General features: G+C 54.0%; 14 protein-coding genes. 10 read left to right on the top strand and 4 right to left on the bottom strand.

All coding sequences use genetic code 11. The features are described 5' to 3' along the window. Nucleotides 1–51 precede the first annotated feature (51 nt). The 10 genes from ACKXGA_RS12660 to ACKXGA_RS12615 all read left to right on the top strand — a co-directional run bounded on the left by ACKXGA_RS12660 (nt 52) and on the right by ACKXGA_RS12615 (nt 10,625). Nucleotides 52–1,179, top strand: a complete 1,128-nt coding sequence (locus ACKXGA_RS12660; protein ID WP_117476340.1) for an ROK family transcriptional regulator — start codon at nt 52–54, stop codon at nt 1,177–1,179. Between the two features lie 185 nt (nt 1,180–1,364). Then, nucleotides 1,365–2,426 (top strand): NAD(P)-dependent alcohol dehydrogenase, encoded by a 1,062-nt coding sequence (locus ACKXGA_RS12655; protein WP_117476341.1) that lies wholly within the window; start codon nt 1,365–1,367, stop codon nt 2,424–2,426. After that, a complete protein-coding gene (locus ACKXGA_RS12650; RefSeq protein ID WP_117476342.1) occupies nt 2,423–2,815 on the top strand; it encodes a VOC family protein in 393 nt (130 codons plus the stop codon). Before ACKXGA_RS12655 ends, ACKXGA_RS12650 begins: the two co-directional genes overlap by 4 nt. 33 nt (nt 2,816–2,848) lie before the next feature. Next, nucleotides 2,849–4,231, top strand: coding sequence for an MFS transporter (locus ACKXGA_RS12645; RefSeq protein ID WP_423729619.1), 1,383 nt, complete (start codon nt 2,849–2,851; stop codon nt 4,229–4,231). Nucleotides 4,232–4,240: 9 nt separating this feature from the next. Next, nucleotides 4,241–5,209: a carbohydrate kinase family protein gene (locus ACKXGA_RS12640; protein ID WP_117476344.1), complete on the top strand. Its 969-nt coding sequence runs from the start codon at nt 4,241–4,243 to the stop codon at nt 5,207–5,209. Between the two features lie 15 nt (nt 5,210–5,224). After that, nucleotides 5,225–5,464, top strand: a complete 240-nt coding sequence (locus ACKXGA_RS12635; RefSeq protein WP_117476345.1) for an HPr family phosphocarrier protein — start codon at nt 5,225–5,227, stop codon at nt 5,462–5,464. A gap of 769 nt (nt 5,465–6,233) precedes the next feature. Next, nucleotides 6,234–7,556, top strand: a complete 1,323-nt coding sequence (locus ACKXGA_RS12630; protein WP_117476346.1) for a DNA primase family protein — start codon at nt 6,234–6,236, stop codon at nt 7,554–7,556. 354 nt (nt 7,557–7,910) lie between these two features. Then, entirely contained in the window at nt 7,911–9,158 is a 1,248-nt protein-coding gene (locus tag ACKXGA_RS12625) for a hypothetical protein (protein WP_242990248.1), read from the top strand. A gap of 78 nt (nt 9,159–9,236) precedes the next feature. Further along, on the top strand, nt 9,237–9,551 hold the full coding sequence (locus tag ACKXGA_RS12620) for a helix-turn-helix domain-containing protein (RefSeq protein WP_117476347.1): 315 nt from the start codon (nt 9,237–9,239) through the stop codon (nt 9,549–9,551). A 12-nt stretch (nt 9,552–9,563) separates the two neighbouring features. Then, nucleotides 9,564–10,625 carry a site-specific integrase gene (locus tag ACKXGA_RS12615; RefSeq protein ID WP_423729618.1) on the top strand — a complete coding sequence of 354 codons (1,062 nt, stop codon included), beginning with the start codon at nt 9,564–9,566 and terminating at the stop codon, nt 10,623–10,625. 65 nt (nt 10,626–10,690) lie between these two features. Here ACKXGA_RS12615 and ACKXGA_RS12610 read toward each other — a convergent pair whose 3' ends face one another. From ACKXGA_RS12610 to ACKXGA_RS12595, 4 genes are all read right to left on the bottom strand, one after another. Next, complete coding sequence (locus ACKXGA_RS12610; protein WP_423729617.1) at nt 10,691–12,415, bottom strand: recombinase family protein; 1,725 nt, start codon at nt 12,413–12,415, stop codon at nt 10,691–10,693. Continuing rightward, a complete protein-coding gene (locus ACKXGA_RS12605) occupies nt 12,412–12,876 on the bottom strand; it encodes a hypothetical protein (protein ID WP_112120869.1) in 465 nt (154 codons plus the stop codon). The genes ACKXGA_RS12610 and ACKXGA_RS12605 overlap by 4 nt, the downstream gene beginning before the upstream one ends. Before the next feature lie 423 nt (nt 12,877–13,299). Then, entirely contained in the window at nt 13,300–13,590 is a 291-nt protein-coding gene (locus tag ACKXGA_RS12600) for an MATE family efflux transporter (RefSeq protein ID WP_242702941.1), read from the bottom strand. Nucleotides 13,591–13,754: 164 nt separating this feature from the next. Next, complete coding sequence (locus tag ACKXGA_RS12595) at nt 13,755–15,185, bottom strand: 6-phospho-beta-glucosidase (protein ID WP_112121592.1); 1,431 nt, start codon at nt 15,183–15,185, stop codon at nt 13,755–13,757. Between the last annotated feature and the right edge of the window lie 18 nt (nt 15,186–15,203).

Genomic DNA, 15,203 nt, shown 5'->3' with positions numbered 1-15,203 from the left:
TTATAAATCTTCTTTCAAATGTAAAACCCGCTCTTGGAGGTGAATCATCCTATGACCGGCAGCGGAGCAAATAACCGCGATGTTAAAAAAATCAACCGCATCCGAACGATTCGCAGCATTTTTTCCTGCGACCGAATCTCGCAGCCGGAGCTTGCGGCAAAAGTCAACAACAGCTGGCCGACCGTATTGCAGAATGTCAAAGAACTGATGGCGATGGGACTGGTGCAGGAGGTCGGCACCTTTGAATCCACCGGCGGGCGCAAGGCGAGAGCATTCGCTCCTGTACGGGATGCCAGACTTGCGGTCGGACTGGAGATTACCCAGAATCATGTCGGAGCAGTTCTGGTCGATCTGTCCGGTAACCTTCTCCGCTATGAGCGTAAAAAGCGTCTTTATGAGCGGTCGGACACCTATGCGGAAATGCTTGCCGGAATCGTGCAGGGGCTGATCGAAAAAGAGGGCTACCCGGTGGAAAAAATTCTGGGTGTCGGCATTTCGCTGCCCGGTATTCTGGACAAAGAGGGGCAGACATTGGTTTACTCTCATGCCTTGGGTCTGCGGAATGTTCCTACCGAAGAATTCAGCCGTTACATCCCGTTCTCCTGCCGGTTCATCAATGACGCGAACGCTGCCGGACTTGCTGAAGTGCGCGACCTCGAATCTCCCCGCAGCCTTGTCTACCTTTCTCTGAGCAACAGTGTCGGTGGTGCGATTCTGACCGGTGGAGTGCTCTATGGCGGCGACCATCTTCGTGCCGGAGAGTTCGGGCACAACACGCTCGTTCCCGATGGCCGCCCCTGCTACTGCGGAAAAAAGGGCTGTCTGGATGCCTATTGCTCTGCAAAAGTCCTCTCCCGACTGAATGACGGAAATCTTGCACTATTCTTTGATGGGTTGCGCTCTGGCGATGCAGCTTTGCAAACGGCATGGAATGAATACCTTTCTTACCTTGCTGTAGCAGTCAATAATCTGCGCATGACCTTCGACTGTGATGTAATTGTTGGCGGCTACGTTGGCGGATTTCTGGCAGAGTTTGGCGAACCGCTCCGGGAAATGCTGGTCGAGCGTAATACGTTTGAGCCGGACAGTTCCTACCTGAAGTTCAGCCGCTATAAGCTGGAAGCCTCTGCGCTGGGAGCCGCTCTGCTCCATATCGAAGCCTTCATTCAGAACCTATAAACCTTCCCATCGAGGACGGCACCTGCCGTCCTCGATTTTTTGCACAATTCCGCCGCTTTTTCCTTGTGCAGTTCTCCGAATCCGCGAAAAAGGGCTTGACTTTGGTTGTGCGGTGTGCTAATTTGTAGTCACATTCATAAACACTTTATAAAAGTTAATAAGCAAACAAAAACGGAGGTCATCTTATGAAAGGCACAATGAAAGTTGCAGTCATGAACGGCATCGGCAAGATGGGCTACACCACCCGCCCGATCCCCACACCCAAAGAGGACGAAGTTCTGGTCAAGCTGGAATACGTTGGCATCTGCGGCAGCGATATGCACTACTATGAAACGGGTGCGATCGGCAATTATGTGGTCAAGCCACCGTTCGTGCTGGGCCACGAGCCGGGCGGCACAGTCGTGGAAGTTGGCAGTGCTGTCAAGCATCTGAAAGTCGGCGACCGCGTTGCGCTGGAGCCGGGCAAGACCTGCGGTCACTGCAAGTTCTGCCGTGAGGGCAAATACAACCTCTGCCCGGATGTCGTGTTCTTCGCTACTCCGCCGGTAGACGGTGTTTTTCAGGAGTATGTGGCCCATGAAGCAAACCTCTGCTTCAAGCTGCCGGACAACGTAAGCACCATGGAAGGTGCGCTGATCGAGCCTCTGGCTGTTGGTTTCCACGCAGCCAATCAGGGCGGTGCTCATGCCGGTCAGACTGCGGTGGTCATGGGTGCAGGCTGCATTGGTCTGGTCTCCATGATGGCGCTGAAAGCCGAGGGTGTTTCCCGTGTTTACGTTGTGGATATCATGCAGAAGCGTCTGGATAAGGCTCTTGAACTGGGTGCAGACGGTGTGATCAACAGCCGCGAAAAGGATGCCGTCCAAACGATTCTCGACCTGACCGATGGTCTGGGCTGCGACCTCGTTATCGAGACTGCTGGTACAGAAATCACTACCCGCCAGGCCATTGAGATGGCGCAGAAGGGTGCAAACATCGTTCTGGTCGGTTACTCCAAATCCGGCGAGATGACCCTGCCTATGAGCCTTGCACTGGACAAGGAACTGACCTTCAAGACCGTGTTCCGTTATCGCCACATTTACCCCATGGCGATCGATGCCGTTGCTTCCGGCAAAATCAACCTGAAGGGCATTGTGACCAACATCTTTGACTTTGACGACATCCAGAATGCCATGGACAAGAGCATTTCGGACAAGGCCAACATCGTCAAAGCAGTGGTGAAGATTGCGGAGGCAACGAAGGTATGAGTTTTCCGCAGGTTCTGACCGGTGTGGCGCACATTGGCATCCCGACAAATGATCTCGACAAGACCATTGCATTTTACAAGAAGCTGGGGTTTGTTTCTGCGCTGGAAACGGTAAACAAAGCCGCCGGGGAGCGCGTTGCGTTTCTTCAGCTTGGCGATCTGATGATCGAAACCTATGAAAACCATCGTGCGGCGGAAAAGGCCGGAGCAATCGACCATGTAGCTCTGGCAACGACCGATATCGAAGCCGCCTTTGCTGCAGCAAAAGAGGCAGGGATGCACCTGCTGCATTCCAGCATCCAGTCACTGCCGTTCTGGGAAAACGGTGTGCGCTTTTTCATGGTCGAAGGCCCGAATAAAGAGAGAATAGAGTTCTGCCAGAAATTATAAGCATCGCGTCAAGAGGAGAAAGGAGCGCGCCGTATGAGTTACACAGCAGAGCCGAAACAGCAGGATACGAACATCAAAGTCCCTCTGATCAGTAAAATCGCTTACGGCATGGGCGATGTGGGCTGCAACTTCAGCTGGATGTTCGTTGGCAACTTCTTGATGATTTTTTACACCGATGTCTGCGGCATCAGCATGGCGGCAGTGTCCCTCCTGATGCTGGTCTCCCGCTTCTGGGATGCCATCAATGACCCCGTGATCGGTTCGCTGAGCGACCGCACCCGTTCCCGCTGGGGACGCTACCGTCCATGGCTGCTGTTCGGCGCACCGGCAACTGCTGTGGTGCTCGTGCTGACGTTCTGGGCGCACCCCACATGGTCAGACAGTGCCAAGAGCCTGTATATGTACATTACTTACTGTGTACTGGTTCTGGGCTATACTTGCGTGAACATCCCTTATGGTACGCTCTGCGGCACCCTGACCCAGAACATCGAGGAGCGTGCGAAAATCAACACCTCCCGCTCCGTCTGTGCCATGATCGCCATCAATATCATCAACATCATCACCCTGCCTTTGATCTCTGCTTTTGGCGGTGATAATGCAGCACGGGGATATCTTCTGGTGACCGTCCTTTACGGCGGTATCTTCACCCTCTGTCACTGGTTCTGTTTTGCCAAAACCAAAGAGGTCGTCCAGCCCCCGGAGCGGAAAAAAGTCTCACTGAAAAAGCAGTTGGATGCAGCGCTTCAGAACAAGCCCTACCTGATTGCACTGGCGGGTCAGTTCCTGTTCGGTGTGACGCTGTATGGCCGCAATGCCGACCTGCTCTATTACTTCAAATATGTGGAAGGCAACGAGAATCTGTTTACCATCTACTCGATGATCCTGATCGTTCCCTCCATTCTGGGTGCTGCGGCATTCCCCTTCGTGTTTGAAAAGCTGGGCAACAAAGGGCACACTGCTTCCCTTTTCGCTGCCGGAACCGGCGTTTCCCTGACTGCGCTCTATTTCTTCAGTGCAGTTTCTTCTCCCATTCCGTTCTATACATTCGCTGCACTGTCCCAGTTCTTCTTCTGCGGATTCAATACCGCCATCTACGCCATCGTTCCCGACTGCGTGGAGTATGGCGAGTGGAAAACCGGTGTCCGCAACGATGGTTTCCAGTACGCATTCGTTTCACTGGGGAACAAGTTGGGCATGGCGATTGGCACCTCTGCGCTGGCTGGTGTGCTGAGTGCATTGAGTTTTGCCCCCAATCAGGTGCAGAATGCTGCCGTGCAGAATGCGATGCACTATGCATTCTCGCTGCTTCCCGGTGCGCTGTGGCTGGTAACAGCGATTGTCCTGTTCTTCTACCGAATCAGTAAGCGTTCGTATAACCAGATTATGTCCGAACTGAACGCTAAAAAAGCAGGTTGAGGTGATACCATGTTTGATGTTGTAGCTTTGGGAGAAAGCCTGATCGACTTTACCCCGAACGGAACCAATGCACAGGGCATCGAATTGTTTGCCCGGAATCCCGGCGGTGCACCCGCCAATGTCCTTGCCATGAATGCCCGTCTGGGCGGCAAAACAGCATTCATCGGAAAAGTCGGCAAAGACGGATTCGGCGATTTTCTCCGCCAGACCCTTGTGGAAAGCGGCATTGATGTGTCCGGTCTGGTGATCGACGAAAAGATTCCCACGACCCTTGCCTTCGTTCAGCTTGACAGCAAGGGAGACCGCTCCTTTACCTTTTACCGGAACCCCGGTGCCGATGTGATGCTGACTTCGGCAGAAGTCAACAGGAATCTGATCGACGATGCTGCCATCTTCCATTTCGGCTCTGTCTCTCTGACCGCCGACCCGAGCCGCACCGCCACGTTGGAAGCTGCGCGGTATGCACGGCAGCAGGGCAAGCTGGTCAGCTTTGACCCCAATTACCGTCCGCTTCTGTGGGAGCACCCGGCAGATGCCGTTGTCCAGATGCAGGAAGGTGTCAAGCTGGCGGATCTTCTGAAAGTTTCCGAGGAAGAAATGCAGCTTATCACAAACGAAAGCGACCTTGCCCGCGGCTCACAAGCCCTGCTCGAAATGGGGCCATCTCTTGTGCTGGTATCGCTGGGTGCAAAGGGTGCTTATTACCGGAACGCTGTGGGAGCAGGGCATCTTCCCACCTATGATGTGCCTACCGTGGACACGACGGGTGCAGGCGACGCTTTCATGGGCGCAATTCACTACCAGCTGCGAGGAAAAGATGCTGAGGATTTGCGTACCCTCCCTGCATTTGAGCTTGAAGAAATCGTCCGCTTCGGCAATGCAGCGGGCAGTCTGACCACGACAAAGGGCGGCGCAATCCCTGCAATGCCCTCCATGGTGGAAATTCAGAACTGCATTGCCTCTATCCCACTGCTGTAAAAGAAAGGATACCCTATGACAAAATTACAGATCAGAATGCGGCAGGTCGATCAGGTCAAGGAATTTGTAGATTTGCTGTCCAAATATCCCTATGAGATGGACTTAGTCTCCGGGCGATATACCATTGATGCCAAATCCCTGCTTGGCATTTACAGTCTCGACCTGAGCAATCCGCTTACCCTTGTGATTTATTCCGATTCCTGCGAAGAACTGCTGACACAGCTCCATGCGCTGCTCCCAGATTGCATCGTCTGATTTTCTACGCTTTTCTCCTTCTTCCATTTGCACCGTTCAATTCTGGTTCTCCTTCACCAGAATCGGGCGGTGTTTTGATTTGTATAAGTCCTACTATCACCGCATTCCCTTAATAAATTTTGCAAGCCCATATTGATGTGCCTCATTGCCTTGTCAAGAGGGCTGGCACCGCCCAGCCCTCTCTCTTTTTGCCAAAGTTTTCATTGCTTTTTCTTGCACACTGCCGAAAGTGACGTATTCTCAAAACTTTTTGTTGACACGGCTCGATTTTTGTGGTAATCTATCCCAACAATTGAATATAACATATTTTTACATATTCGTTCAGACCCTGTGGGGCTGAACATTTTGGCTTTCAGCCGTTACATAACCGACTAGCATGACCTTCCAGAAAAAGCGAAGGCAGGGCTGGTCTGTTTTGTGACGGCTTTTTTATTGCCGTTTTGCCTGTTGATCCTTGAAAACCGCATGACCGTCTGCATGGGATACCCGGCGATGACCCTGAGAAGGAGAGCCGGAAAACGCCGCCGGAGGGGGGCAGGAAAGCCATGCAGAGAGAACGGCAATTCACCTCATGTGGTCAAAATGAGCACATGAGGTGAAACGGACGTTTATCTACTCGTTGCGGCAGGAGAAATCAATGTAGACAAATTGTCCACATTGATTTGCCGTAACCCAAAGGACGTTTATCCACCTGTTGCAGCAGAGAAAATCCATGTGGCCAAATTGACCACATGGATAAGCCGCAGCACCGAAGAAAGGATGTGTGCCTATGGGAAACAACTTTACCCCTGCATGGATCAAGAAAGGCTTCTTCAACGAATCCCTGTTTTGTGACGATTTTCTCAGCACCCACCAGCTCCTCTATGTGAATGGCGCATTTTTCACCCCGGACGGCAGGGTCACAGACACCATGAACCTGCGCTGTGAAATTTTCGATATGCTGCGAGACCATATCGGCGCAAATATCGCCAAACGGGTCAGCAATGTCGTGGACGTACTGAAGCTGGCGGCACAGGTGGAGGACTTCCCGCCCATCACCGACCGCATTGCGCTGGCAAACGGCACCCTGTATCTGGACGGCACCTTTCAGGAAGGCAAGCCGGAGATCGTCCGCAACCGGCTCCCGGTCAAATATGACCCGAAAGCCGCCCAGCCCGTCCACTGGCTGCGGTTCCTGTCCGACCTGCTCTACCCGGAGGACATTCCCACGGTGCAGGAGTTCATCGGCTACTGCCTGATCCCCAGCAACAAGGGGCAGCGCATGATGGTTATCAAGGGCAGCGGCGGTGAGGGTAAGTCGCAAATCGGCGTGGTGCTGTCCCGGCTGTTCGGCTGCAACATGAAGGATGGCAGCATCGGCAAAATCTCGGAGAACCGCTTTGCCCGTGCCGATCTAGAGCACACCCTGCTCTGTGTGGACGATGATATGCGGATGGAAGCCCTGCGCCAGACCAACTATGTCAAGTCCATCGTGACCGCACAGGGGCAGATGGACTTGGAGCGCAAGGGCAAGCAGAGCTATCAGGGTTGGATGTACGCCCGCCTGCTGGCGTTCAGCAATGGCGATTTGCAGGCATTGTATGACCGCTCGGACGGTTTCTATCGTCGTCAGCTCATCTTGACCACCAAGGATAAGCCCCTGTCTCGTGTGGATGACCCGGACATTGCCGAGAAGATGGCGGCAGAGGTCGAGGGCATCCTGCTGTGGGCATTTGAGGGCTTGCAGCGGCTGGTGAAGAATGGCTTCCAGTTCACCGAGAGTGACCGTGCCAAGCGGAACCGGGAACTGGTGAAGCGGGACAACAACAATGTGTTTGATTTCCTTGAATCCGAGGGCTACATCCGCCTGAAGGCGGATGCCTGCACCAGCTCGAAAGAGCTGTATGAGGTCTATCGAATGTGGTGTGAGGAGAACAGCCTGAATGCGATCAAGGCACGAGGGTTCAGCGATGCGCTGATCGCCAACCAGCGCAGGTATAATCTGGAATCCACCAACAACATCGTCAATTCGTCCGGGCGGAGAGTCCGAGGCTTTGTGGGCATCGAAGCCCTTGTGCAGCCCGACCTCACCCCCAATGGCTGGCGGGCATGACCCGCTTTTGATCCCCCTATATGGTGCGTTTTCGGTCTTTCGCTGCGTACGTGCGTACAGAGAAAACCGCCTGCTGCGTACGCACGTACGCAGCAAAACGCCCAAGTTCTCCTTTATAGGGGGTGTTGGCAAAGTGTCAGATTGACAGTTTGCCAAAATCAGAGGGTCAAAATGACCCTCTGAAAAACCGGACGAGCTGTCCTTCAGGGCAGCTTGCCCGGAGCAAGAGTGCAGAGAGCGCAGCTCTTTGCCCCAGTGATATGATGCTGTGCGTCATATCCTACTGGGTATTATCTGGCGCAAAATGGCGGCAGATCCAGCAGCTCCGCTGCTGCGTTCTCCCACGCCAAACTGATGAAACGGAGGGATGTCTATCTGAAACTGACACGACACAACGGACGAGCCGGAACCCACGGCACCTATAACCCCAGGCACAATGACCGCAGTTTCAACCTTGCCAACAGTGAGCACATCGACCCGGAACGAGCCAAGGGCAACATCTATTGGGACTGCTTCCACGGTTTCCGTTCGGCTCTCGACCCACAAGACCCAGACGATCTGGGGGCGACCTTCTCAGATGTGGAACGGCAGTTCTACGAGAGCCGGTACACGACCTTTATCGAAGGTCAGAACGAGCGCAACGCCAAGATTCGGCACACAGAGCGCAACCGCTCCATTCCCGACCTGCTGTCCAGCCGCAAGACCTGCCCGGAGGAGACCATCTACCAACTTGGAACGCTGGATGAACACGCTTCGGCAGAGGACTTGCTGAGCGTCGTCACAGAGTTCATCGAGGAGTTCAAGGCCAAGTATGGCGACCACGTTCATGTGCTGGACTGGGCACTGCATCTGGATGAGAGCACACCCCATATCCATGAGCGTCATGTGTTCGACTGCGAGAACAAGTACGGTGAGGTGGCTCCCCAGCAGGAAAAGGCATTGGAAGTGTTGGGCTTCAACCTGCCCGACCCGGACAAGCCCCTCAGCCGCCGCAACAACCGCAAAATCACCTTTGATGCCGCCTGCCGGAAGATGCTGTTCGAGATTGCAAAACGGCATGGTCTGGAATTGGAGGAAGAAGCGGAGTATGGCAACCGCAAATATTTGGAAAAGCAGGATTTCATCCTTGCCAAGCAAAAGAAGCAGCTTGCCGCCCAGCAGAACAAGCTGGACAAGCTGACCCTCAAGGTCAACGACATGGAAGCGTTGATCGATGAAGTTTCGGCTGCGGCCTACGACAAGGCGGTGGAGGTCGTGACCGATGTGGTGCGCACCGAGACCCGGAAGGAAGATATGCGGATGATCGAGGACACGAAGAAGTGGGTGCTGTCCCAGGAACGTAAGGCTCCGCAGACCACGAGAGAATACGCCGCCCACCGTTTGGACACCGTGCTGGACAAGTTCCTCAAGACCATGCAGACCACCACCGCACGTCTGCAGGAGAAGCTCCTGAAGCCGGAAGTCCGTCAGAAAGGCAAGGAGCAGGTTAAGGAGAAAGCACGAGATTCCGTCCTGCAACTGCTGAACCGCTTACAGGCAGAACAGGGGCAAAACAAACCAACGGCGCAACCCCGCAAACAGGAGGGGCACTCGGAAATCTGAACTCATCGGGAACGTTTGGGGCAGAAAGCTGGCACTTTCTGCCCCGGCACCCGGTTACAAGGAAACGGAGGTCTGCCTATGAATATGAATCGGCCTGACATGACCGAAGATGTGAAATCTAAAGATTATACGAATAAGTCCTTGCAAAAGGACTCGAACCCGGTTACAATGAAAGCGTCCAAATCCCCTGCCACAGAATCTTCTGACCAGACCAAAGCAGCCAAGCACGAACCTCTTGTTTACCGGGTGGAGGAAATCGCCCAGCTTTTGGCGATTTCTCCCCGTGCGGCGTACAACCTGTGCAACACCACGAAGGATTTCCGGGTGCTGCGCATCGGCACCAGCATCCGGGTGAACAAGCAGAGCTTCGACAACTGGCTTGCATCGGCCTGAGGGAGGTAATCTATGGCATCTATTCTGAAGCGCGGAGATTCCTACTCCGTCCGTTACAAGTACAAAGACCATTCCGGCAAGCCCTGCGAGGGATGGGAGAGTTTCAAGACCAAAAAGGAGGCGCAGGAGCGAAAGATCACGGTCGAGAAAGAATTGCTGGACGGCACATTCCTTGTCCCCGACACCATGACGGTGGAGGAGATGCTGTACAAATGGATCCCGATCCAGTCCACCAAACACAAATGGTCTCCCAAGACCTACACCCAATCTGTGGCGATGGTGCAGAATCTTATCGTGCCGTATATCGGGAAACGGAAGGTGCAGGAACTGCGAACCTACGACATCGAGAAGTTCTATGCTACCCTTGCCAAGACTCCCTGCGGGCAGTACGTCCACGGCGTAAAGCAGCCCCTGACCGAAAAGCAGAAGAAGCGGTTGCTGTCCAGCACCTCTATTCACGAAGTCCACACCCTGCTGAAAACCGCCTTTTCCTATGCGGTGGAATGGGACTTGATCCACAAGATTCCCCTGCCCCGTGATGCCCCCAAGGTCAACATCGAGGAACGCACCATCTGGGACGAGAAAACCATGCTGGCAGCGTTGCAGACCATCGAGAACCCTGCCCTGCATCTAGCGGTGCACATGAGCATGATCCTTTCGCTCCGTGAGGGCGAAATCCTCGGCCTACAGCCGAGTGATCTGGACTTTGATGCAGCCGATGGGCGTGGCACTATCTCGGTCAATAAGACCATGCAGCGAGCCAACAAGGACGCTCTGGAAAAGCTCGACCCCAAGCAGGTCTACTACACGTTCCCGGACAGGCGTGAGGGTAGCAAATCCTCTCTCATCCTGAAAAAGCCCAAGACCAAGAAGTCAAATCGTATCCTGTATATGACCAAACCCCTGAAAGAGGAACTTCAAGCATGGCTTGAAAAGCTCAAGCAGGACGAGCAGAGCGCCCCGGAGAAGTACAGCAACTGCGGACAGCTGTTCCGGCTCCCGGACGGTCTGCCCATCGCACCGGAGCTGCTGACGAAATGGTACCGTCTGTGGAGAGCGGAGCACCCGGAGTAGCAGAGTTCCCATAAAACAGTATTTGCAAAAGCTCCCGAAATGGGGAAGATTTGGCGTGACTTCGGTCACGCCTTTTCTTTTGCTTCCAGTTCATCCAGAGGGATGTACCCCAGCCCATCGTACTTGATATGGATGTGCTGCACCCGCTTTCCGCTGGACTTATCCGGGGCATCCACATAGATGGCCGATACCAGTTCACGGAGAGCATATGGGGTGAGCTCTTCAATATGAACGTACTTGTGTGCTTTCTGGACGAATTTTTCAATATTTTCGATTTGCTGTTCCTGTACTTCGATTTCCTGTTGGATAGAGAGAGCTTCCTCTTCCAGCTGCTTCTGTTCGGCATCGTAGCTCTGACTCATCATGTCGAAGCGGTCATCGCTAAGCTTTCCATTAACATTGTCCTCGTAAATCTTCATGAACAGCCGTTTGAGGTCTGCGATCCGCTTCTCATTCCGGGCAAGCTGCTTCTTCAGGACAGTCAGCTTTTCGGTGCTTTCCACCCGAAGCTGCTCCTCCATGACCTTGCGGAAGTAGTCCTCATGACAGAGGATGTAGTCCGTCACCCGCTGAACATGGCTTAGCACACGGCCCTCCAAAACCTTTACCCGGATGAAGTGTCCCTTGCACTTGCTCCCGTTCTTCTTGTGCAGAGAGCAATCAAAGAAGTCTTGACTGAAGTCCCTGTGATTGGACGAACCATATTGCATCTTGGAACCGCAGTCAGCGCAGTAGACCATACCGGAGAAAATGCTGCTCTTGCCTGTCCGGGTCATGCGGTGACGCTGGCTACGAATCTCCTGAACCTTTTCAAACACATCATCGTCAATAATGCGCTCATGTGTATCCGGGAAGATAGCCTGATTTTCCACGGGATTCAGATGTCTCTTTTTATCCCAGATAGAGTTAGTATAGGTCTTAAAGTTGACTGTGCAGCCAGTGTACTCCAGGCGTTCCAGAATCGAACTTACTGCTCTTTTATCCCAGCGATAAGGGTCTTCCGGGGCGGGTGAGTTCGTACTCAGGCCATGGCTCAACTTATAGGCGGTGGGAGTCAAAACTTTGTCCACCCACAGTTGGTTTGCAATTTGGGTCGGGCCACGGCCTTCCATGCACATGGAGAAGATGCGCTTCACGATTGCAGCCGCTTCTGGATCAACAAGCCAATGTTTCAGGTTCTCCGGGTCTTTCACATAGCCGTACGGCACATTGACCGTCAGCGGTACTCCACGCTCTCCCTTGGCCTTCTGAACAGCCCGAATCTTGCGGCTGGTATCACGGGCGTAAAACTCGTTGAACCAGTTCTTAATGCCCGCAAAATCGTTGTTTACGCTGTTCGGGTCAATGGTGTCGTAGTTGTCGTTAATGGCAATGTAGCGAACGCCATACTGGGGAAAAGTGAAGTTTGTGTACAGACCTGTCAAGGCAGAATTGCGTCCCAGTCGGGACAAATCTTTCGTGATAACGATTCCTACACGCCCCGCTTCAATCTCGACCAGCATACTCTGAAAGCCGGGGCGGTCGTAGTTCGTGCCGGAATATCCATCGTCCACAAAGAACACCGGGTTCGGAAAGTGATTCTTCTTAGCGTATTCCAGAAGAATAGCCTTCTGGTTCTCAATGGACAGGCTTTCGCCGAGCCGTGCGTCCTCTTGCGACAGTCGGCAGTAAAGTGCGGTGATTTTATTCGTTGCTCCAGACATTGTTGTGTCCTCCTTACTCTGTGGAGCAACTGTCGGTACAGGATTGGTTACCGGGTCAAGTATAGCAGAATTGGACGCAGTTGTCATTCGTCTGCACCCTCATCTTCAAATTTTTGCTGGGCGTTCTTGGCAACAATGCGCTCCAGCTTCTTCAAAAAGGACTCCTTGCCCTCATAGCTGCCGGTCACGGTGTAGGTGGTGTGACCGACTTTCTCCGTGGTGGTCAGTTCTGGAATCCAGAAAGCGGACAGGTTCTTGACATGGAGGTTGCCGTTCTCGTCCACATAAGAGCTGTGTTTCTTCTGCTCTTCGGTCAAGGGCTTTCGCTTGAAATAGATTTCATTTTCGGAGATGTTCACAGTCTCGCTGGTCTGCTCTTTCGGGGCATCATCATACAGCTGTGCGAAAAATGCCAGTGCATCTTCGGGTGGTTCTTCCTCCATGAGCTGCTCGAAAACTCGCTGTTCCTCTGCCGAGAGGTTATTCCATGCGGCTTCCAACTCCTGCTCGTTGGCTGCGTTGACGAAGGCTTCGATCTCTTTTTTCATGGTGCATCCTCCTTTGGCTGCGAAAAGCGGATTTTCAAAAAGTATGGGTTTTCGTGAGAGCAAGAACCGTCCCGTGGCCACAAATTTTCAATTCTTGAAAATTTTTTGTCCATCCGGGACTTCACTTCTGCAATGCGTCCGCATTTCCGAAGTGATCTTGTTGGGGCGTGCCTGCCCCAAACCCTGCTTAGAACGGACGAGGAGGAATTGTGTCAATTTGACGCAATTCCTCCAACTTATAGAGAGAAACAGAGTGTTCCCGACGGGGAACGCCCTATTGTACATATCGCTATTGTCTGTGGTCTTTGGCAGGGTGCGTCCTATTCAGGGACGCACCCTGTTTTTATTTTGAGCCTTCACCGACTTTTTGAGATTCCGCCCTCTGCTTCCCGAATCAGAATCGTCAGCCGCTTCTGAACGCTATCATCTGCTGTGACGGTCAGATGAATTTTGCCCGCTGCTTCTCCTGCACGGACCACCGCCATGCAGCAGCCGCAGCATGGCAGGGGAGCCCAGCAGGCCGATGAGCAACAGCACCACACCGGCAACGGCGCTGATAATGGCCGCCGAGTGGACGGTCTTTTCCACGTCCTTGGGGTGGCGCGCACCGTAAAAACGCGCCACCAGCAGGTTGGAAAGCGCCAGCGGCAGACTGACCAGAAAGATCTGCTTGGCCAGAGGGCCTTCCGTCAGCGTATTCGTTTGAGAACTCATACTCTTTTTCCCTTTATCCTATATATCCCTAAACCGTGCCCGCGCACACCGGGGCACAGCCTCTTTTATAAGGCACTACGCTACTTTTGCAAGATGGAAACGGCAAAATGGCGCAAAAAAAACACGGCACCCGGCGGGGCGTCGTGTTTTTTGCGGAAAATATCTCAGCCCAGGTCCTCACCGTTGGTGGCAATGACCTGCTTGTACCAGTCAAAACTCTTTTTCTTATAGCGGTTCCCGGTGCCGGAGCCGTCGTCGTTGCGGTCCACGTAGATAAAGCCGTACCGCTTGCGTAGTTCGCCGGTGGTAAAGGACACCACGTCGATGCAGCCCCACGGGGTGTAGCCCAGCAGGTCCACGCCGTCCAACTCCACGGCCTTTTTCATCTCCTCGATGTGGGCGCGCAGGTAGTCGATGCGGTAGCTGTCGTCACAGGTGTGGTCGGGCTGGAGTTTGTCGATGGCGCCGAAGCCGTTCTCCACGATAAACAGCGGCTTCTCGTACCGCTCGTACAGGGTGGCCAGTGCGTAGCGCAGGCCCACCGGGTCGATCTGCCAGCCCCAGTCGCTGGCCTTGACGTAGGGGTTCGGCACGGTGTGGGCATTGCCGCCGCTGATGCCGTCGCTCTCCACGGCCACGTCCGAACGCACCGCGTTGCTCATGTAGTAGCTGAAGCCCAGATAGTCCACAGCACCCTCGGCCAGAATGGCCTCGTCGCCCGGCTCCATCACCGGGGCAGTGCCCTCGCGCTCCCATTCCTTCTTAGCGTAGGCGGGGTAGTGACCGCGGCAGTGCACATCCGCAAAGTAGTAGCGCTCGTGCATGGATTCCAGCGCCAGCATCACGTCGTCCGGGTTGCAGGAGTAGGGATAGTACGGCACAAAGGAGCACATGCAACCGATCTGGAAGTCCGGGTTGATGGCATGGCCCTTTTTGACCACGAGGGCCGAGGCCACCAGTTCGTGGTGTACCACCTGATACAGGGCCTTCTTCTTGTTCTCGAACTGGGAGAACCGCACGCCGGAGTTGGTCCAGCCAAAGATGTCGTTGGTGGTGTTGCTCTGGTTGTTGATCTCGTTGAAGGTCATCCAGTACCTGACCTTGTGTTTGTAGCGCTCCATCACAGTGACGGCGTAGTGCACGAAGAAGTCGATGCACTTGCGGTTGTACCAGCCGCCGTACTCCTTGGCAAGGGCGTAGGGCATCTCAAAATGGCTCAGGGTGATCACCGGCTGGATGCCGTACTTGAGCAGTTCGTCAAACAGATCGTCGTAGAACTGCAGACCGGCCTCGTTGGGCTGCTGCTCGTCCCCGCGGGGGAAGATGCGGCTCCACGAGATGGAGGTGCGGAAACACTTGAAGCCCAGTTCGGCAAACAGCTTCACATCTTCCTTGTAGGTGTGGTAGAAGTCGATGCCCTCGTGGTTGGGGTAAAATTCGCCGGGCACAATGCCATCGGTGATGCGGCGGGCCACACCGTTGGCACCGCCGGTCATCACGTCGCTGACGGACGGGCCGCGGCCATCGGCGTTCCAGCCGCCTTCCAGCTGATGGGCAGCAACGGCACCGCCCCACAAAAAGTTTTCAGGAAGCATATTCTTTCTCCTTGGTCA

The sequence above is a fragment of the Faecalibacterium hominis (ex Afrizal et al. 2022) genome (genome assembly GCF_049545105.1).
Taxonomy (GTDB): domain Bacteria; phylum Bacillota; class Clostridia; order Oscillospirales; family Ruminococcaceae; genus Faecalibacterium; species Faecalibacterium duncaniae.
The sequence above is the reverse complement of the archived record's forward strand: the minus strand, read 5'-3'. Positions and strand labels throughout refer to the sequence as shown.